Annotated in this window: 18 protein-coding genes and 1 pseudogene; 10 read left to right on the top strand and 9 right to left on the bottom strand. The window is 43.9% G+C overall.

Going from position 1 to position 19487, the window contains the following annotated elements; all coding sequences use genetic code 11:
* Nucleotides 1-13: 13 nt before the first annotated feature.
* Nucleotides 14-976, bottom strand: coding sequence for a ketopantoate reductase family protein (locus tag SPUTW3181_RS17430; RefSeq protein ID WP_011790616.1), 963 nt, complete (start codon nt 974-976; stop codon nt 14-16).
* A 44-nt stretch (nt 977-1020) separates the two neighbouring features.
* Nucleotides 1021-1380, bottom strand: coding sequence for a VanZ family protein (locus SPUTW3181_RS17425; RefSeq protein ID WP_011790615.1), 360 nt, complete (start codon nt 1378-1380; stop codon nt 1021-1023).
* A gap of 163 nt (nt 1381-1543) precedes the next feature.
* Here SPUTW3181_RS17425 and SPUTW3181_RS17420 point away from each other — a divergent pair, with 163 nt between their 5' ends.
* Entirely contained in the window at nt 1544-2029 is a 486-nt protein-coding gene (locus tag SPUTW3181_RS17420; RefSeq protein ID WP_011790614.1) for a YajQ family cyclic di-GMP-binding protein, read from the top strand.
* Between the two features lie 107 nt (nt 2030-2136).
* On the opposite strand, the gene SPUTW3181_RS17415 is transcribed toward SPUTW3181_RS17420, so the two are convergent.
* From SPUTW3181_RS17415 to SPUTW3181_RS17400, 4 genes are all read right to left on the bottom strand, one after another.
* The gene (locus tag SPUTW3181_RS17415; RefSeq protein ID WP_011790613.1) at nt 2137-3552 is read right to left on the bottom strand and encodes an AmpG family muropeptide MFS transporter; all 1416 of its coding nucleotides are present in this window, start codon (nt 3550-3552) and stop codon (nt 2137-2139) included.
* 192 nt (nt 3553-3744) lie between these two features.
* Complete coding sequence (locus SPUTW3181_RS17410) at nt 3745-4065, bottom strand: hypothetical protein (protein WP_011790612.1); 321 nt, start codon at nt 4063-4065, stop codon at nt 3745-3747.
* A 67-nt stretch (nt 4066-4132) separates the two neighbouring features.
* Nucleotides 4133-4717, bottom strand: coding sequence for a peptidylprolyl isomerase (locus SPUTW3181_RS17405; protein ID WP_011790611.1), 585 nt, complete (start codon nt 4715-4717; stop codon nt 4133-4135).
* 30 nt (nt 4718-4747) lie between these two features.
* A complete protein-coding gene (locus tag SPUTW3181_RS17400) occupies nt 4748-5314 on the bottom strand; it encodes a YajG family lipoprotein (RefSeq protein WP_011790610.1) in 567 nt (188 codons plus the stop codon).
* A gap of 426 nt (nt 5315-5740) precedes the next feature.
* Here SPUTW3181_RS17400 and SPUTW3181_RS22290 point away from each other — a divergent pair.
* From SPUTW3181_RS22290 to SPUTW3181_RS17355, 9 genes and pseudogenes are all read left to right on the top strand, one after another.
* Nucleotides 5741-6306 (top strand): annotated as a pseudogene (locus tag SPUTW3181_RS22290) (porin family protein).
* Between the two features lie 221 nt (nt 6307-6527).
* On the top strand, nt 6528-7559 hold the full coding sequence (locus SPUTW3181_RS17390; protein ID WP_011790608.1) for a DUF2804 domain-containing protein: 1032 nt from the start codon (nt 6528-6530) through the stop codon (nt 7557-7559).
* 134 nt (nt 7560-7693) lie between these two features.
* Nucleotides 7694-8557 (top strand): sterol desaturase family protein, encoded by an 864-nt coding sequence (locus tag SPUTW3181_RS17385; protein ID WP_011790607.1) that lies wholly within the window; start codon nt 7694-7696, stop codon nt 8555-8557.
* Nucleotides 8558-8705: 148 nt separating this feature from the next.
* Complete coding sequence (locus SPUTW3181_RS17380) at nt 8706-9341, top strand: hypothetical protein (protein WP_011790606.1); 636 nt, start codon at nt 8706-8708, stop codon at nt 9339-9341.
* 168 nt (nt 9342-9509) lie between these two features.
* On the top strand, nt 9510-10904 hold the full coding sequence (gene mpl / locus SPUTW3181_RS17375) for a UDP-N-acetylmuramate:L-alanyl-gamma-D-glutamyl-meso-diaminopimelate ligase (RefSeq protein ID WP_011790605.1): 1395 nt from the start codon (nt 9510-9512) through the stop codon (nt 10902-10904).
* A gap of 1 nt (nt 10905) precedes the next feature.
* Nucleotides 10906-11565 carry a flavin prenyltransferase UbiX gene (locus SPUTW3181_RS17370; protein ID WP_011790604.1) on the top strand — a complete coding sequence of 220 codons (660 nt, stop codon included), beginning with the start codon at nt 10906-10908 and terminating at the stop codon, nt 11563-11565.
* 7 nt (nt 11566-11572) lie between these two features.
* Entirely contained in the window at nt 11573-12103 is a 531-nt protein-coding gene (hpt, locus tag SPUTW3181_RS17365; RefSeq protein ID WP_011790603.1) for a hypoxanthine phosphoribosyltransferase, read from the top strand.
* Nucleotides 12104-12240: 137 nt separating this feature from the next.
* Entirely contained in the window at nt 12241-13179 is a 939-nt protein-coding gene (locus tag SPUTW3181_RS17360; protein WP_011790602.1) for an ABC transporter ATP-binding protein, read from the top strand.
* Complete coding sequence (locus SPUTW3181_RS17355) at nt 13176-13946, top strand: ABC transporter permease (RefSeq protein WP_011790601.1); 771 nt, start codon at nt 13176-13178, stop codon at nt 13944-13946. The genes SPUTW3181_RS17360 and SPUTW3181_RS17355 overlap by 4 nt, the downstream gene beginning before the upstream one ends.
* A gap of 68 nt (nt 13947-14014) precedes the next feature.
* On the opposite strand, the gene SPUTW3181_RS17350 is transcribed toward SPUTW3181_RS17355, so the two are convergent.
* The 3 genes from SPUTW3181_RS17350 to rluA form a co-directional block, all read right to left on the bottom strand.
* Nucleotides 14015-17893: a S8 family serine peptidase gene (locus SPUTW3181_RS17350; RefSeq protein ID WP_011790600.1), complete on the bottom strand. Its 3879-nt coding sequence runs from the start codon at nt 17891-17893 to the stop codon at nt 14015-14017.
* 199 nt (nt 17894-18092) lie between these two features.
* Nucleotides 18093-18554 (bottom strand): transcriptional regulator AsnC, encoded by a 462-nt coding sequence (asnC, locus tag SPUTW3181_RS17345; RefSeq protein ID WP_014609941.1) that lies wholly within the window; start codon nt 18552-18554, stop codon nt 18093-18095.
* Between the two features lie 95 nt (nt 18555-18649).
* Nucleotides 18650-19327, bottom strand: coding sequence for a bifunctional tRNA pseudouridine(32) synthase/23S rRNA pseudouridine(746) synthase RluA (rluA, locus tag SPUTW3181_RS17340; RefSeq protein ID WP_041408248.1), 678 nt, complete (start codon nt 19325-19327; stop codon nt 18650-18652).
* Nucleotides 19328-19487: the final 160 nt, after the last annotated feature.

Here is a 19487-nt window from a genome sequence, read left to right as displayed (position 1 = left end):
ATTTCGGTGCAACTTATTGCCCATGCTGCCCAGCAGGTTTTGATATTTCTAGCAGTTTAACTTTTTTGCACATTTCGGTATTAATAGCGGCACTTAAGCCGTGCACTTTAGCACGCTCACAGATATAGCCATTGATTTGATCTATTTCAGTGCGCCTTTGATGTGCAATATCTTGGTGCATTGAGGAAAAGTTTTCTGCCGTAAGCGTTATCACTCGATAGACTCTGTCCTGTAAGAATTTCCTATCGAGTGTTATACCATCCTGTGCAGCAACTGAAACTAACTCATCAAGGATAGCTGTAATGATGTGATTAAATTGCGGCTCTGCTAGCATTCCATTAGGGCATTGATATATTGCAGTTAAGGGATTGATTGCCGCATTAACCGCCAGTTTTTGCCATAGACAAGGAATGATGTTATCAACCCATTCACAATTGGGGATGGCTTCCAATAAGAGTTGACGATAACGCTCATCAAGCTGTTGACCACAATAATGCCCAATTTGGGTTAACCCTTGCCCTGTTTGTTTTATCTGCCAACGCTGCTGGCGAAGCACACCTTGGGATGTTGTTCCCAAACTAAGGCCGCGAGAACCGATAAGGGGAGCTAAAGCTAAGTGTGGCCCCATACCGTTATGCAGTAGCAAAATATGACACTGGCTTGAAAGTTTATCGAGTAAAGGCGTAATAGCCTCGAGTACTTGATAGGCTTTAACACAAACGATGATAAGTTTTATACCTAACAGCGCTTCTTGCTTAGGCTCAAACATTGGCACTGTGTAATGACTTTCAAGGGGAGGGCTGACCATTGTTTCTGGCTGCATTAAGGCGGTAAAGCTAAGTTGCTGCTCTTGCACTATATCCGTCGTTTTTCCAATAAAGCCGACTGGGTTTCCTGCCGTATGAAGCTGATGGCAAATCAATTGCCCTACCGCTCCTGCGCCCAGAATTGCGATTTCAATATTAGCGGAGTTCATGCTCACTTCCCTTACTTATCTTGATTTGCTCAACATCGGCAGTTTTATTCTTGCAATTGTGCAGCGCGAAAGTATTTACCATAGATCCAAAGGCAAAAGTAAAACAGCGCGATACCTGCAAAATCGGCAAGTACATCTCCTATTGATGCACTGCGGTAGGGTAAGCGGGACTGCACTAACTCGATGATTACGGCATAGCTTGCCAGTACGAGCGATAGCCAATACCACTTTGGGCGAAAAGCGAGATAGGTCAGATAGGATAGGCAAAAAAAGCTCCCAAGATGGCCAATCTTATCGATATGAGGAATGCTCTGTGAATAGGTCGGTCTGGAAAACACCAGATAACTGATTACGACAAAGGCTACGGCTAAAGCCAGTTTAAATAGGGTGTTTTTGGTTATCACGAGTATGGTTTTATTATCTTAGCGTGGGGCAATAATAGGAAAATGCGCAACCAAAGTCATCCATAACCCGAGTTTTATCTTGCCCAGAATGAAGTTAACCTTCAACTTGTGGTGTGGAGTCGGTAAACTATGGGCATTTACAATCACCTAAGGGGCGGCAACCATGCCTTCATTTGATATCGTGTCTGAAGTGGACGAAGTTGAATTACGTAACGCTGTAGAAAACTCCCGTCGTGAACTTAGCAGTCGTTTTGACTTTCGTGGAAAGAATGCTGAAATCGAATATAAAGATCATGTGGTTACTCTGTCTGCTGAAGACGATTTCCAATGTAAGCAGCTTGTAGACATTTTACGGACTCAGTTAAGTAAGCGTAATGTGGAACCTTCAGCAATGGATGTGGATGAAAAGTCGGTACACAGTGGTAAAACATTTTCGTTGAAAGTGCGTTTTAAGCAAGGGATCGAAACCGATATTGCTAAAAAAGTCGTTAAGATGATTAAAGACAGTAAGCTGAAAGTGCAATCCTCTATCCAAGGTGACACGGTACGGGTAACAGGTAAAGCCCGTGATGACTTACAAGCGGTAATGGCGTTAGTGCGTCAATCTGAATTAGGTCAGCCTTTCCAATTCAATAACTTCCGCGATTAATATAATTTAATGCCTGTTTAAGTGCATTTAAAGCTTCTATATAAAAAGCCCTCGATGCTCAACATTGAGGGCTTTTTATTTGGTAATGTTGTTAATTTGATGAAGGGTTAGCTGTCTGATTGCTTGGTTTTGATCTGTGCATCATCCATTAATGATGTGCTGGGGTGTGGCGCATATTTGTTAACTAAGGCGATCAAGAATAACACTGGAAAACCAATGACGCTGGCGGCAACAAAGAAGTTTACATAGCCAAAAGAATCGACATAAGCACCCGAAAAACCAGCAATAAACTTAGGGAATAGCAGCATGATCGAAGACAACAAGGCATATTGAGTTGCACTGTAGCCGTTGCTGGTGAGGCTCGATAGATAGGCAATAAAGGCTGCGGTGGCGATACCAGCGCTGAAGTTATCCACGGAGATTGCAAAGGTTAAAAAGGGCACGTTATAACCAATGACAGCCTGCCAAGCGAATAACAGGTTAGTGACCGCCACCAGTAAAGCGCCAAGAAAGAGTATTTTCATCGTGCCAAAACGGGCTAAGAGCACACCACCAAAAGCTGCACCAACTAAGGTCATAATAAGGCCGTATATTTTACTCAGATAGGCAATTTCTTCCTTTGTGAATCCCATATCCACATAGAAAACGTTCGCCATAATCCCCATCACAATATCTGAGATCCGGTAACAGGAAATAAGTAGCAAAATAAGGATAGCACTACGGCCATAGCGTTTAAAAAAATCGATAAAAGGCAGAACACTAGCGGTATAAACCCAGGAAATACTTGCCGCTATGGGTCGAGGATAAATCGTGCTTAGACGTTGTTTTAATTCAAGTTCAGTTGCATCTGCAGCGCGGGTATCAACTTCAGGTTCGCGGCTAAAAAGGGTGGTTAAGATCCCCACCGACATTAATCCTGCCATCACTAGGTAGGACGTTTGCCATGCCACTAAGTTATATTCGGTATTGCCTGGTTCAACCCAAGCCGCAATGGTGAGTGCGCCAGCGGTAGCAACGATCATGGCACTGCGATAACCCACTTGATAAGCCGCTGCGAGCGCGGCTTGCATTTTTTCTGGTGCCGATTCAATCCTAAAGGCATCAATGACAATATCTTGAGTGGCTGAAGCAAAGGCGACCATGAGGGCGAAAATAGCTAAGCGTTCGAGATCTTTTAAGGGATCACTAAAGGACATGCCAAGAATAGCGGCCACTAATAGCAGTTGGGCAAACAGCATCCAACTACGTCGTCGTCCGAGAAAGCGGGTAAATAAGGGTAAAGACAGCCTATCCACCAACGGCGACCAAGCCCATTTAAAGGCATATGCTAAGGCTATCCAACTGAAATAACCGATAGATGTCCGATCAACTCCAGCTTCGCGCAACCAGAATGATAGAGTAGAAAATACCAGCATCAAGGGCAGCCCTGCGGAAAAACCGAGGAAGAGGAGGATTAAAACCCGCTTGTGATAGTACACACTAAGCGCATCGAGAATGCGTTGAATAGAACCTGTTACGGACATTGGTATGAGTCTAAGTGTTGAATCTGCCTAGCTTACGGGTAAGGTGCCATTAGGTTCAAGGACTAATACCAATCCTTTTGGAACTCAGATTTGCTTATTGGCACTTTATCATAAAAAAATGACCCAGTTATGCTGGGCCATTTTGCTGTGATACCACCCTATTGATTGCCTAATATGGCAGTCTTAGACCTATTAAGGTCTTATCCCTATGCAACCGTTAGGCATTCTGCCTCCAAGACTGAGAAAGTTACAACAATCATGGATTTGCTTACGCAGATATTGATTGCCGCGAAGAGTGCTGCCTGGCCAAGTGTTAAAGCTATGGAGTAAATGCCAAAACACTTTCTCGGTTTCCGTTTGTGCGTCGCCTGTTGGATTGAGCAATTGCCATTCCTCTAGCGTATCCCAAAGATAGAGCTGTACTTCATGGAATTCGAGTTCATCACTCAAAAAGGCTTTTCCATACACAGCAAGCTGGGGTGCTTTATTATCGATGAAATCAGTTGCTGTCATCGTATGCCTCCTTTCAGTTGCTATCTGAGTATAGATGCATAATTAGCGCTTTTACTCGAATTTTTTATTATTTTTTAGGCAGTAATTTAGCCGATTTCAATATGATTGGGGTGACGGGGACATCGGGCCAATTAAGTTTAGGGTTGGTCGTTGTTTCTACTACGGCCATAGCTTCAAGTACAGGTTTACCTTCAATTATTTCACCAAAAACGGCATAACCCCAGCGGCGTTTTGAGGGGTCGAGTTTAGTGTTATCAGTCACGTTAAAGTAAAACTGGCGTGTAGCCGAGTGTGGATCGTTATCCCGAGCCATGGCAATTGTGCCCATACTATTTGTTAGACCGTTGCCAGACTCATTCACTATAGGTTTTCCCGCAGGCAGTTCATCCAATTTAGGGTTGAGTCCTCCCCCTTGCACGACAAAATCGCTAATCACGCGATGAAAAATGGTGTTGTCATATTCACCTTTTACGACATAGGTTAAAAAGTTGTCGACAGTAATGGGGGCTCGGGTTCTGTCTAACTCGACCACGATTTTGCCTAAACTGGTATCAAACTCGACTTGGGGATACAAGGTGTCAGGTTGAATGTCGATTGCAAAGCTGCTGTGACTAATACACAGGAATATGAGCGCAGATATCCAGCGTAGCATTTTGATTTCCTTATAAACTATCGGCGATTATTATTGTTGTAAAAATTGGTTTAGCTCGGGATCATTTAGAATTTCCCCCGACAGCTGGCCAAGTAATTTGTTCATATCTAATTCTAGGGTTGCAAAGTCGGGGGTTAGTGGCCCTTTTAGTGTCCCTTTGGCTTTATAGCGTTTAACGAGTTCTTGAGTCGAGTTTCGAGCTTGCACGGCAATCATTACACTGTGCTTAGCTTCATAACCAAAGGTTTTTTTGGTCACATCCATCTGTAATTCTTCTAATTGAATTTGTACCGAATGACTGGCTCCTGGATCAATTTGATAACCGGCTTGAGCAAAACCATTACGGAATACTTCGTCGAGTTGTAATTTTGGTGGTTCACTTGGGCCGACTAAGCGTGTTTTTGTGCCCTCTTCAATAAAGCGTGCAACATATTCGACATTACGGGTATCAAGGGTTTCCAGTGAAATAGGGATAGTTCTTGATATTTGTTGTTTCACATCTGGAATTTGCGGGCTAAAAGCCATATGAGTTGGCTTTTGGCTAGCGCAGCCCACGAATAGCAGGGGAAAAGTCAAAGTCAGTAATAGCCGTTTCATTGGAGATCTCGTGCAAGTAAAAGTGGTTACAGCATACCAGAAATCACTTTTGATGCCACAGAGCACCGTGATTCAGTTGAGGTACAGGCGAGGCGTATATTATACCAATCACATTAAATATCTAATCAGTTCAGAGCCTCACAGGCATCTCAATCCAAGGCGCATTGACGTAGAAATGGTCATTCCCTTTTAAGTCAATGCAACACGGGAGTGGGATGCCTGTGAGGCTCCCGAAGGGCGGGTTTCAGCACGCTTTATACTGCGTTTAAGGCTTTCGACAGAGCACCACTATGCCTTCAATCCTTCGCCTTGTCTAAAGCGCGTTGAACTCCCGCTGAATGAACAGATATTTAATACGATTGGTATTATCCATCGCGACAATTTTTAAAGACTCAATTAACTCAGATGAGAGCGTGAATGAAATATATAACGAATTTATCCCTATCAGTATGGGTAGTCTTGTTAGGCTTGAGTGCTGGCACATTAAGCTCGAATGCAACTGCAAATGATGCAACTCATCATCTCGTTGGCGCTAGCTTAGGTTACGTGCCCAAGAATTTGAAACTAAAAATGGTAAATATGATGCGGGTGATACCGTCACTGTCGATTTATATTACCGCTATATGCTCAATGAGCATTTTGGCGTTGAAGCAGGTTATTTAGCAGGGTCTGGTGGCGTGGCAAGTGCACTTGTTGAGGCATTTAGCGAGATAAAAGATCTAAGTTATCAGGGTGGCAGAATAGCCGCTTACGGTGAATATCCGTTATCGAGAGGCAATAGCTTGTATGCCAAATTAGGCGCAGCTTACACCCAAGTGAGTTATGAGATGGATAAGCAAGATAGGGATTCTGACGATATCGGTTTTTATGGTGCTGTCGGTTGGCAATATCGATTTAAGTCGGGGTTTGGTTTGAATCTAGAATATCAATATATTCCGATGAAAGAACTAGAGTTGCAGGGGATTAATGTTGGTATTAGCTACAAATTCTAATCGCTTCTCAATATCCTGCGAGCAATGATGAAAGCGCCTTTAGGCGCTTTTTGATTCTATCACTAAGGCATTTCGCTAAGATAGAATGCTGGTGGATAACAAGTTCACAACAATTTGGTGTTGCACTCTTTTAATGCAATGTGGGACAGGTTAGAGTAAAAATTCGATGTTTATAAGAGGAGAGCATAGATGCTCCCCTGTTCTTTGTGTAAGGCTGAGTCATGTCAACGATAGCAACGCAAATCGCCCCAGATAGCCTAATCAATCCGAAAGGATTACCTCATTTAGGCCATTTCGATGGCATAGTCAAAACCTTAGGTTTAGCGGATTTTGCCTACTATGACACTATGGATAAACCTGCTTCAGCGTGGGCCAAGCATTTCGATTATAAGCAGTTTCAGTTTGTTTCTTTGGTCACGCCACGTTATGTCCTTGGGGTCGCGCTTGCCGATATTGCCTATGTCGGCAGTGCTTTTTGTTATTTATACGACATTAACACTAACACACTCACCCAGCTTGATTGGCTAAAACCTTTAAGGCTTGGCTATCAGATGACGTCATCACCTGCTAATGGTAAAAGCCAAATTGGTCGTAAAGGGGCGCGGTTAAGCTTTGAGATTGTTGAGGGCGGTTGGCGGTTAATGATAGATACTAAAAACATTCAAGCCGATGTGACTTTGCATCCATTCCCCCTAAGTTTACCTATGGCGATGTGTAGTCCGACGGGATATAACGGCTGGACTTACACACAAAAGCATAATGGTTTGACCGTTAAAGGTAGTTTGACAGTAGGTCACGAGCCTCAGCCGTTGAATCAAGCCTTAGCGGGCTATGATTTTTCAGCAGGTTATATGCGCCGCGATACGAGTTGGCGCTGGGCGTCGATCAATGCGCGGATCCATGAAGGCATAATGGGGCTTAATTTAGCTGCCGGAGTAAATGAAACCGGGGCAACGGAAAATGTCTTTTGGATTAATGGCGAGCGCCATTTACTTGGGCCCGTGCAATTTGAATTTGATCGCTATGCCACTCTTGGCGCCGAAGTCTGGCGGATCTACAGCCAAAATGGTCAAGTGGATTTGCAGTTTGCGGCGCACAATTGTCGCAGTGAAAAGCGTAATTTACTTTTCCTTAAGAGTAACTTTCGCCAATTTATCGGCCATTTCAGCGGCACGATAATCGACAATCAAGGACGCAGTTATTTGCTCAGTAATGTCCTTGGTCTCGCTGAAGATCACTATGCACGTTGGTAACCGAGCATGGGGAACCGACCATTGTTGCCTGCGTTGTGGTGTTGAATGCGGTTTATTAACCTCGGTTTGGATTGAGATAACACGATAACGATAAAAAGAATCATAAAACAAGAAGAGTACAGGACGACCTTAATATGGATATCACCTCACTGATCCAGCACCCAGAAGTGTTACTGCTTATACTTGCTCCATTGTTTTTCATGTGTATTTTGCTGGAATGGTACTTTGGCGATAAAAAACAAAGATTACCTTTGAGTGCACGTTATCGTGGTCAAGAAGTGCTGTGTAATTTCAGCCTCGCGGCAATGCATCAAGGCGCAGATCTGCTCACAGGCCTTCTAATCGCTAAGCTGTATTTGGCGATTTTTGGTTGGAAATTATTCGATATTGAAATGGGTCCATTGAGCTTTATTGCCTTGATGGTTGCGCAGGACTTTTGTTATTACTGGTTCCATCGGGCGAGCCACAGAGTGCGCTGGATGTGGGCGGCTCATGTGGTACACCATAGCTCTGAGAATATGAATTTTAGCACTGCGTTTCGTCAGAGTTTAATGTATCCCTTTGCGGGCATGTGGATATTTTGGTTACCGCTGGTGGTAATAGGTTTCGATCCAAACTGGGTAATATTTGTCGTATTGTTCAATCTTGGATTGCAATTTTTTGTGCATACACAAGCGATTACATCACTTGGGCCACTTGAATGGGTTTTCAATACACCGTCACATCATAGGGTACATCACGGCCGTAATCCCCAATATATCGATAAAAATTACGCAGGTGTGCTTATCATTTGGGACAAGCTATTTGGCACCTTTGAACCTGAGGACGAAACTGTGATTTACGGGATCACTAAACCAGTCAACAGCTTTAATCCACTAAAAGTGACCTTCAGTGAATGGTGCGATATGTTTAGCGAAGTTACGGCAAAGGGGTTGAGTCTGCCACAGAGACTGAGGATCTTATTTGCACCACCGACCAATCATCAAAAACATGATTAATAAAATAGTGTAAATGGCTAATGGGAGTGTGGCCTTAGCCTTGGTAGCCTACTTTTCTTTTTTTGCAAATTAATCGCTGAAAAAATGTACTAAACCATGCTTTGGTGGTAATTTTTTGCACAAGGGATTCATCTGAGTAGGTTGCTATATGATTGATGAGCCGTATTTAACCTTGGAGGAATTAGCTTGCTTTAGTGAGCTATTTTCTCCTAATCGTATAACTCATGGCATGGAGGAGGCTAATCCTGAGCCTTGGGTTAATCATGTATTGACGGTTAAAACCGAAGTGCCGCAAGCATTGGCCTCCTTATTAGGTAAAGCCAAGTTAACGCTTTTAGCTGAGGTTGGCCCTTATAAACTGTGGTTCCCCCTTGAAATGAGACTCGATGACTTTGGGCAATTACAACCGACATTGGGTGTTCCAGAAGTCTTAGACACCACTGGTGCGGAACGGAGTTGGCGCCTGACTCAGCCTGAGGATGTGTGGATATTCGACCATGATCAGGGTGAGCAATGGTCTGTCGTGTCTTTATCGAGTTCTGGCATGGCTATTCGTGCTAAATCCCAACAACAGTTTGAACAGCTAATTGGTAGCCAAGAGTTACAGCTACAACTTCCCGATGGTGAGACGATGCGGGTAAAGATTGAACCTATCCGCCATGAAGAAGGATTGGCAATTGTGAGATTTGAAGCTGAAATCCAAGAGCGCGAAGCCTTACGTCAGTTCTTATTTAATCGCCATCGCAGCCAACACGCTAAGCTCTACGCCAGCTTACGTGGATAAGTGAGTGTTGTGACATAATCCTGTTAGATAAACTTCAGTCAATTGTAAAAATCCCTTTCTTTGTCAGGATCTTTGCCGAGTAAGTGGCTTTTCCGAGATCCTAACCTGCCAATCTGCGGTTCTATGGATTAGAATAGCCTTGAATTCAAAAACATCAGAGCGAGCGGTATGCACGTACATATTTTAGGAATTTGTGGAACCTTCATGGGTGGTCTGGCGTTATTGGCTAGGGCAAAAGGGCATAGAGTGACGGGTTCGGATGCCAATGTTTACCCTCCAATGAGTACGCAACTAGAAGAACAAGGCATTGAGCTTATTCAAGGTTTTGATCCTAGCCAATTGGGTGAAGCCGGACATTATCCTGACTTAGTCGTGATTGGTAACGCCATGAGTCGGGGAAATCCCTGTGTAGAAGCCGTGTTGAATATGGGTATTCCTTACACTTCTGGTCCGCAATTTTTGGCCGAGCATATTTTACCTGAACGTTGGGTGTTAGCGGTTTCAGGCACCCATGGTAAAACCTCAACTTCGAGCATGTTAGCGTGGATTTTAGAGGATTGTGGTTATCAGCCCGGTTTTTTAATTGGTGGTGTACCGCAAAACTTTGGTGTGTCTGCATGTTTGGGGGAATCAGCGTTCTTTGTCGTCGAAGCCGACGAATACGATAGCGCTTTTTTCGATAAGCGCTCCAAATTCGTGCATTATCATCCACGTACTCTTGTGATTAATAATCTCGAATTTGACCATGCCGATATTTTTGCCGATCTAGCGGCTATCCAAAAGCAGTTTAACCACCTGATCCGTACTGTGCCAGGTGAAGGAAAGATCATTTGGCCCGTTGATGCGCAATCGGTAAAACAGACTATTGATATGGGCTGCTGGAGTAAGCAAGAACATTATCATACAGCAGAGTCTATTACTGGTTGGTATGGCAAAGCCTTAAGTGATGATTGCCATTGTTTTGAAGTGTTTTTTGACGGCGAATCCCAAGGGGTACTTGAGTGGGATTTAATTGGTCAGCACAATATCGAAAATGCCATTATGGCGATTGCAGCCGCGCGTCATGTGGGCGTTAAGCCAAGTGCTGCGATTGAGGCTTTAGCACAATTTATACCGCCAAAACGTCGTCTTGAGTTGTTAGGTACAGTGAATGGTATCAGCGTATACGATGATTTTGCCCATCATCCCACCGCTATTGCGACCACATTAAAAGGGATGCGCGCTAAGGTCGGCCAGAGCAAAATTATTGTCGTACTTGAACCACGGTCAAATACCATGAAGAGTGGCGTGCATAAAGACACGCTCGCATATTCTATGATGCAAGCTGACGAAGCGTTTTTATATCAAGCAGATACGATTGACTGGAACATGAAAGAGGCGATGGAAGCCTCAGTGATCCCTGTCATGGTGTTGCATCAGATTGATGAGGTTGTCGCTAAGGTTGCGGCAACGGCTAAACCCGGTGACACCATAGTGGTCATGAGTAATGGTGGGTTTGGTGGTTTACATAAGAAGCTGCTTGCCGCATTAGAGCAGGCTTCAACGGTAGAGCAGGTTAACTAAGATGGTCTACGCAAAGTCGACTAAGGCAATTAGCTTAGCTTGGACTGGCGCCTCGGGTGCTCCCTATGGACTGAAGTTACTCGAATGTCTGTTGGCTTCTGGTTTTCAAGTGTTTTTGATGATTTCGAGTGCGGCGCGAGTGGTGTTAGCGACAGAGCACGGTTTGCAACTCAGTGCTAATAGCGAAAAAGCGAAACAACAACTGCTTGCTGTATTGGCAGAAAAAAATGCGGCTATTGTGGGGGAATTGGTTGTGCTTGGTAAGGATGAGTGGTTTTCTCCCCCCGCATCAGGCAGCGCCGCACCTAAACAAATGGTCATTTGTCCTTGCTCAACAGGAACACTCGCGGCGGTTGCGACAGGAATGAGCAATAATCTGCTTGAACGAGCGGCAGATGTGGTGATTAAAGAACGCGGACAGCTTATCCTAGTGCCCAGAGAAACCCCTTTTAATGCTATACATCTCGAACATATGTTGAGCCTTTCTCGCCTCGGTGTGACGATTATGCCTGCGGCGCCCGGTTTTTATCACAATCCCAAATCGGTGGAAGATCTGGTAGACTTCATGGTCGCTCGAATTCTCGATCATTTGGGCGTTGACCATGCACTAACGAGTCGCTGGGGGTATGACAAGCAGACCCACCGTGACCTCGACAATTGAGACTGATATGAAACACACCACCGAAGTGATGATTTCCGCCGAAGAGATTAACCAAAAATTGGATCAAATGGCTGAGTTAATCAATGCCCATTATGCCAACAGCGAACGCTTGTTGATGGTGGGATTGTTAAAAGGCTCAGTGGTCTTTATGGCGGACCTCTGTCGCCGTATTAAGGGCCATGTTGAAATTGATTTTATGTCGGTTTCCAGTTATGGCAATTCAATGACCAGTTCACGGGATGTGAAAGTGCTTAAAGATGTGCAATCGGATATCGCAGGCCGCGATGTGCTGATTGTCGAAGACTTGATTGACTCTGGTAATACCTTAAGTAAAGTTCGCGAGATGTTGTTGCTGCGCGAACCTAAAAGTCTTGCTCTGTGTACTTTGCTGGATAAACCAGAGCGCCGAGAAGTGGATGTTAAGGTTGATTTTATCGGTTTTACTATCCCTGATGAGTTTATCGTGGGTTATGGTATTGATTATGCCGAGCAGTATCGTAACCTGCCTTATATCGCGAAAGTTGTGCCACTCGAATAATTGCATTCTTGCTCGGTTATAACAGTTAAAACTCCCGCAACATGCGGGAGTTTTGTTTTATATAAGGTCGACGTATTGTATTTGGCTTTTTTGCCACCATCTTATTAGTCTCGTTATGTTAAGGATCAGGTACAACTATGGTGAATACTGCCCATGCTCTGGTACTCGAAGGGCTTAAAAAAACCTATAAAGGCGGCGTAGAAGCAGTTAAAGGCATTAGTCTTACTGTTAATCAAGGGGATTTCTTTGCCTTACTCGGCCCTAATGGTGCGGGTAAATCCACTACTATCGGGATTATTAGCTCTTTAGTTCAGAAGAGTTCTGGTACGGTTAAAGTCTTTGGTTATGATATTGATGAACAATTAGAGCATGCCAAATTATGCATAGGTTTAGTCCCGCAGGAATTTAATTTTAATCAGTTTGAAACGGTATTACAGATAGTAGTGAATCAAGCAGGTTACTATGGTGTACCCAAGTCTATCGCGCTTGAGCGCGCGCAAAAGTATTTAACTCAGCTAGATTTGTGGGAAAAACGTCACAGCCAGTCGCGGGAGCTATCTGGGGGTATGAAACGGCGTTTAATGATCGCCCGTGCTTTGATGCACGAACCTAAGCTACTGATTTTAGATGAGCCCACCGCTGGGGTGGATATTGAACTGCGCCGTTCTATGTGGGAGTTCCTTAAACAAATTAATCAGCAGGGTGTAACCATTATTCTCACAACCCATTATCTGGAAGAAGCAGAAATGCTATGCCGCAATATCGGCATTATCGATAATGGTGTGCTGGTGGAATGTACCAGTATGAAGGCGCTGCTCGGTAAGCTGAATATGGAAACCTTTATTCTCGACCTACGCCACGACATCAATGTCGCTCCAACGCTCGATGGCATGGTATGTCGTCTCACCGATCCCCACACTTTAGAGGTGGATGTGGCTAAAGATCACAATCTTAATGAGGTATTTCGTCAATTAACTGCCGCAAATGTGGAAGTATTGTCTATGCGTAACAAGTCAAATCGGCTAGAAGAACTCTTCGTTGAATTGGTGAATAAAACCCAGGGAGCTTTAGCATGAATCAGCTCTACTTTATTGCCTTTAAAAGTATTTTAAGTAAAGAAATCAATCGTTTTACAAGGATTTGGATTCAGACGTTAGTCCCACCTGCGATTACCATGACCTTGTATTTTTTGATTTTTGGTAACTTAGTCGGTAGCCGAATTGGGGATATGGGTGGCGTATCTTACATGGAGTTTATTGCACCCGGTTTGATCATGATGTCGGTGATCACTAACTCTTACTCAAATGTAGCGAGCTCGTTTTATAGTGCTAAATTTCAACGCAATTTAGAAGAGCTAATGGTAGCACCTGTGCCCCATTATGTAATGATTGCGGGCTATGTGGGAGGTGGTGTTGCCCGTGGCTTATGTGTTGGGTTGATTGTAACTTTAGTCGCGATGTGCTTTGTCGACATTCGCTTGCACCATGCGGGGTTGGTGATAATGACGGTCTTTTTAACCTCAGTGCTGTTCTCCTTAGGAGGCTTAATTAATGCCGTTTTTGCAAAGAGTTTTGATGATATCAGCATCATACCGACTTTCGTGCTCACCCCATTTACCTACCTTGGCGGGGTCTTTTATTCTTTAACACTTTTACCCTCATTCTGGCAGGGCGTTTCAGCACTAAATCCCGTAGTTTATATGATTAACGTGTTCCGCTATGGATTCTTAGGCTTTGCCGATATCAGTGTGCCGCTATCCATCGCCATTATGGTGGGTTTTTGTATCGCTTTATGGGCGTTAGCTTACTATCTTATCTCACGCGGGATCGGGCTGCGTTCGTAATATTTCTTCGCATTACATCTAATAAAAAGGGAGCTACTAAAGAGCTCCCTTTTGTTTTTAACAAAATATTACTTCATACGACGACGAATAAACGCCAGTGGCAAGAGTAAAGCTGTTAACCAACCAAGAGAACCGCCACCGTTCTTTTTAGCGGGTGTTGGTTTGGCTGTTACTGTGACAGTTGCAGTGCCTGGAGCACTTTCTAGCTCACCATCAGACGCAACTACTGTAAATACCAGCGATTGGGCACCTGCTGGAGCGGTGAAGCTGATCGTTCCACCACCATTTGTGAAGGTAACAGGGGTTCCACTCGTTTGTACCCAGTTATAGGTTAAAGTATCTTGGTCTATATCTGCACCATTAGCGGTAGCTGTTACTGTCGAACCTTCTACACCTGTTGAGCCTACAGGAGCGACAGTTGGCGCATCATTAACATTGTGAACGTTAATAGTGACCATTGCAGCTTCTCCAGTATTGCCATCTTCATCAACGGATGTGTAGCTCAGCGTATCAGTACCAAAGAAATCGACACTAGGGGTATAGTCAATATGACCTTCAGTACTCACCACTGCTGTACCGTGGGTAGGAGCTTGTACTATTTTTACGCCACCTAAAGGCCCCTTGGGCATAACGTCAATAACACGTAGTGCTTTTGCTGTCATGCCATCGCCAGTGACAGAGGCTTGGGCTACCTTTTGATCTGGTTTAATGTCATTTTCAAGGACATTAATAGAAACTAGAGTTTCTTCATCAGTGTCAATTACATCCGCTTGACCAACATTAAGAGACGTTGCTTTAGCACTGTAATTAATCGTTACATTACCAGCGGTTGTGTTTCTTAAGGTTACAGCATCGCCAGATGTGACAGTGCCACCAGTGCCATTAAAGTGATATGTGGTACCAATCGTTCCTCCTATGTTTTCTGCACCAATGGTGACTGCAGATGGCATGTTTGGAATATCGATATAGTTGAATACAACTTCTTCTGTAGCACCCGTCCGAATCCAAATACTGAAAGTATATTCCGAACCTGATGTATCACCATAGAGCTTGCCTTTATTCCACTCTAAAGCGAGCCATGTTACACCTGCATTGTCGGTAAATACGCCAATAGCAAGATCACCGCCACCAGTATCGCCAACCGTTTTATCTGATAGATCAAAGTCAGACCAGAATGGCGCTAGAATATTATTGGGATTTGCACCATCAGGTAGCTGCTTATTGGCATAAGAACCACTCGTATTTCCTCCCCCAACAATTGCCATACCGTTATCCGATAATGTAATTCTGGAGTAACTTACACCGTTATATTTAAAGCTAGGAACATTATAACTGAAGCTCACCTCATCACATCCAGTTCTACAAGTGATAGGGTTGGTTCCTAATCCAATGATACTTGGGAATCTTTGAGCCCCTTTTGTGGTCGCCATCTTAGGTAAATTAAGAGAACCAACCCAAGTGATTAGGCCTAAATCTTCGTTTACCTGCAAGCCATTTTGGGTTGCTCCAGCTAATGTGACATTGACATCATCTTTGGAGGTCAGCTTAGTCCCTTTAGGTGCTTGTGCTGTAAAAGTAACTGTGTTTTCAAACAGAGTATTAGTGAGTGTTGCTACCATAGGGATGACATCACTGGCGTTAATATCTGATTTGGTCGTATTGGTTGAAATTAGGGATGCATTACTTGATTCTTTAGCCAGAACAGCTAGAGGTAAGTGAGCATTTTGTCGCCCCTCATTGCTATTGATCAATATGTTTCCGAAGATCCACTCACCATATTTAGCGAAAGTTGAGTCAACTGTTACTGTAAATGTGGCAGAGGCGCCTGCGGCAAGTTCTAATGTAGACGGTGATACTGTGATACCTGTGCTATCGGATGAAGCTGATAAGCTCCAAGACGTTGTACTGTCACTTTTGTTATAAACAGTGCGAGTGAAAGTACATGGTCCAACACAAGAGTCAGAGGCGATTGATGGTTTGTCGAAGGTTAGCACCGCTTTCGCTGCTGCATCTAAATCCATACGACCAGCCCCCATGTCAAATGGGTTAGCCGCTGTTACAGAGTCATCATCAAGAATATCGACATATTTAGCCGTAGAGGTGAGCGCGGTTTTGATATCATTGGGGCTCCAGTCTGGATGCAATTGACTCATAAGAGCAGCTGCTCCCGCAACATGAGGACTTGCCATACTGGTACCTGAAATGGCATTGAAATCTAATCCTTGCCCACCATCATCTGGTGAGTAAGCAGATAGAATATCTGTGCCCGGTGCCGCGATATCTGGTTTTAGGATATTTTGATTACCGTTAGGGCCTCGTGAACTTGAGCTATTTAAATTATCAGCAAGTTCAGGTGCGATAATGCGTTTGGTTGTTGCCGACAACGTTCCAATTGTTGGCGTGTCTCCCATGGCTTCTATAATGGCTAAACCAGCATCTTTAGTAATCATTAGTGCAGGAAATGGATCATCGGGCATAGACATGGTAATCGGAGCGCCCGCAACACTATTGTATACAACGACGGCTTTGGCGCCTGCTGCTTTAGCATTGGCTGCTTTTAATGAGAAGTTACATACGCCACGAGAAATTAATGCGATACCGTCCTTAAATGAATCTGCTGGAAAGGCATCACACCCATTGGCATTCTCAGCATTTAGATTTTTAGCTGCAATGATAGGTGCTGTAATATCTGCGCTCAATACAGCATCTGAGCTTGGTATTGCGAGTAAATCTTCACCACCAGCATTGAAACTATTGGCAAAATAGCGACCAGTTGTCGTGTTCGCAACGGTAATCCCTGATTCAATACAGCCAGGACATCCCACTGTTTGTGCGCCATTACCATCATTACCTGCAGCAGTGACTACAACAACGCCAGCAGCTTCTGCCGCTTCAAACATGGTTTTATATGGGCTACTAGCAGGATCTCCACCCGCGCCACCACCCCAAGAGTTGTTAATAACATCAGCACCATCATTGACAGCATGTTCCAATGCTTCCATTAACATAATGTTTGAGCCGCTGCCTCTTTCACACTCGAGATTACTATAAAGTGCTTTATAGACCATCAGATATGCGGCTGGAGCGACGCCCGATAACTCAACAGGAATATCTTTGAATGTTGTTGAAACCTTATTACCGACAGCCGTTCCCGCAACGTGGGTACCATGCCCACCATAACCGAGTGGGCTCATGTATTCTTTTGCACAAACGGGGAAGGTCGGTTGTGACCAACGCGCAACTATGAGTTTGTTGTTACAAAAAGAGGCATCAACAGTAGAGCAATAATCATCTGAAGGTAGGTTACCACTTGGGGCAGTGAAACCTGCATCTGCAAACATTGGATTTTCGGGGCGAATACCGCCATCAATGATTGCGACTTTAATTCCTTTACCTGCATTTTCCATCCCTGAAACGGCTTCCCACATTGCTTGGGAATTAATCACTTGGTGAGATGCATCCATGTTTGTTTCATACATGGTCTCTGGGTAGACGGATTTAACGCCAGGCATTTTAGCCAGTTTTTCGGCACTTAATCCTTGACCAACAACGGTTACACCATTAAAAAGAGTTTGGAAATGACGCTCAACTTTTGCATTAGGAATTGTCTTTGCTAAAGCTGATGCAAAATTATTTTGTTCTTTGGCGAGATGGCTGGCATAGCTTTTAACTTCAGCGGATTGTACGTTTAGTTTTTGCCCTTCTTTTGTGGATGCTGTTGGAGCAAATGAACCTATCCCACCCTGATAAGCCGCCAGTGCAGGAGATTCCATTTCAACGATAAAACGCTGTGGAGCTGCAATATTGGATACAGCAACCTGAGGTTTACTGTATTTCTCATGGGAGGACATTTCAGGAGAGTATGGTTTAAAGGTAAATTCACTGTTTGCGATAGCAGCACTAGATAACAGTGCCGTGGATATGGCGATCGATAATTTTGTCTTCACAACTTCTTCCTTGTCAATTAATGCTTTCAACACACTAAATCATGTGTCTGTAGCTGAATTGTTATAGTTATGCCTCGCTCTTTTGGCGGTAGCAATGAAGTTGTAACATAAAAGTGTTGTGTATTTAACACTTTTAATGGAAAAAAGACTTATATCATATTTTGTAACTTTAATTGTGCTTAAAGCGAGATGGGGCAACTTAGGGCTTAACTGCCCTGACTATTGGGTTTTGTAAGCTTATCAAGGTTTCTGTTGACTGAATTTCATCGATAGATTGAATGCGATTAATAAGAACGTGCTGTAAACCATCAATCGATTGGCACATGACTTTTACAAAAATACTGTAATTGCCAGTGGTGTAATAGGCTTCAACGACTTCTTCTAGGGCATTGAGTTTCGCTATGGCGGCAGGGTAATCGCCAGCACTTTTAAGATTGATGCCGATAAAACAACAAACGTCATAACCTAGGGCTTTAGGGTTTACGGTGATTTGCGCACCAGTGATAATACCTGCTTGCTTCATCTTTTCTACCCTAACATGGATAGTACCAGCACTGACGCCAAAGCGTTTAGCGAGCTCTGCAAAGGGGGTTCTTGCATCTTGCATTAGGGCTTCAAGGATATGATTATCGAGTTGATCGCGCTGAAATGCGGTATCCATAAATAAACTCTCTATAACGTAATGAATTGTCATAAAGCTACGTTTTTTTATGGAGAATTGCTACCAATTTTGCCCATCTTATTTGATTTTAGTGATCATTGTTCACCCAAAGGCTCACAAAACGGAGCTTCAGTGCTAAAAGTCATGCTAACACCTGTGTAGGGATGTTTGATGGTGAGCTCTGCCGCATGGAGTAATAGGCGGGGAGCTAATGATTTAGCGAGTGGATCGGCATAAAAACCGTCTCCTAAAATAGGATGGCCTATTGCCATCATATGCACCCGTAATTGATGTGAGCGGCCCGTGATTGGGGTGAGTTTAACGAGTGTTGAACGTTTGGCTCGACTCATAACTTGATAGTGAGTGAGCGAAGGTTTACCGACAAAATGATCGACTTTTTGTTTGGGTCTATTTGGCCAGTCGCAGATAAGTGGGTAGTCAATACTACCTGTGTCGTGCTTTATATGGCCTGCAACCCGTGCAATATACGTTTTACTGGTTTCTCTATCGTGGAATTGACGTTTTAGTTCTCGTTCAGCACTACGAATAAGGGCGAGGACTATCACGCCCGAGGTTGCCATATCGAGACGATGCACGATTTGGCAATGGGGGTGTTCGGCTTTTACGCGGGCATAAACACTATCGTAATGGGCTGGATCTCGACCTGGCACAGACAACAATCCCGAAGGTTTGTTAATCACGATAATATCTTTATCTTGATAAAGAATCTCAAGCCAAGGTGTTGTGGGGGGGTGATAAATAAAATCAGTCATCATAGTGCCTATTGGTCAATGCGCGGCAAAGATACTCTGCTCAGCTTGAGGGTGCAAGTGTGGGGGATTAAGATTACTGGTTGCTAGCATTTAGTTTGGATAGAAGGAAAGCGTGTTTAGTTGATGATTTGCTGATAGAGCTACATTCGAGTTATTGCTA

The sequence above is a fragment of the Shewanella sp. W3-18-1 genome (assembly GCF_000015185.1).
Taxonomy (GTDB): Bacteria; Pseudomonadota; Gammaproteobacteria; order Enterobacterales; family Shewanellaceae; genus Shewanella; species Shewanella putrefaciens.
This window is presented reverse-complemented; position numbering and strand designations above follow the sequence as displayed.

Coding starts and splice junctions, on each gene's coding strand:
- SPUTW3181_RS17380 (WP_011790606.1), top strand. CDS start 8,706: ATGATTGATGAGCCGTATTTAACCTTGGAGGAATTAGCTTGCTTTAGT.
- SPUTW3181_RS17415 (WP_011790613.1), bottom strand. CDS start 3,552: ATGTCCGTAACAGGTTCTATTCAACGCATTCTCGATGCGCTTAGTGTG.
- SPUTW3181_RS17430 (WP_011790616.1), bottom strand. CDS start 976: ATGAACTCCGCTAATATTGAAATCGCAATTCTGGGCGCAGGAGCGGTA.
- SPUTW3181_RS17410 (WP_011790612.1), bottom strand. CDS start 4,065: ATGACAGCAACTGATTTCATCGATAATAAAGCACCCCAGCTTGCTGTG.
- SPUTW3181_RS17385 (WP_011790607.1), top strand. CDS start 7,694: ATGGATATCACCTCACTGATCCAGCACCCAGAAGTGTTACTGCTTATA.
- SPUTW3181_RS17405 (WP_011790611.1), bottom strand. CDS start 4,717: ATGCTACGCTGGATATCTGCGCTCATATTCCTGTGTATTAGTCACAGC.
- SPUTW3181_RS17390 (WP_011790608.1), top strand. CDS start 6,528: ATGTCAACGATAGCAACGCAAATCGCCCCAGATAGCCTAATCAATCCG.
- SPUTW3181_RS17355 (WP_011790601.1), top strand. CDS start 13,176: ATGAATCAGCTCTACTTTATTGCCTTTAAAAGTATTTTAAGTAAAGAA.
- SPUTW3181_RS17360 (WP_011790602.1), top strand. CDS start 12,241: ATGGTGAATACTGCCCATGCTCTGGTACTCGAAGGGCTTAAAAAAACC.
- hpt (WP_011790603.1), top strand. CDS start 11,573: ATGAAACACACCACCGAAGTGATGATTTCCGCCGAAGAGATTAACCAA.
- rluA (WP_041408248.1), bottom strand. CDS start 19,327: ATGACTGATTTTATTTATCACCCCCCCACAACACCTTGGCTTGAGATT.
- SPUTW3181_RS17400 (WP_011790610.1), bottom strand. CDS start 5,314: ATGAAACGGCTATTACTGACTTTGACTTTTCCCCTGCTATTCGTGGGC.
- SPUTW3181_RS17420 (WP_011790614.1), top strand. CDS start 1,544: ATGCCTTCATTTGATATCGTGTCTGAAGTGGACGAAGTTGAATTACGT.
- asnC (WP_014609941.1), bottom strand. CDS start 18,554: ATGGATACCGCATTTCAGCGCGATCAACTCGATAATCATATCCTTGAA.
- SPUTW3181_RS17370 (WP_011790604.1), top strand. CDS start 10,906: ATGGTCTACGCAAAGTCGACTAAGGCAATTAGCTTAGCTTGGACTGGC.
- mpl (WP_011790605.1), top strand. CDS start 9,510: ATGCACGTACATATTTTAGGAATTTGTGGAACCTTCATGGGTGGTCTG.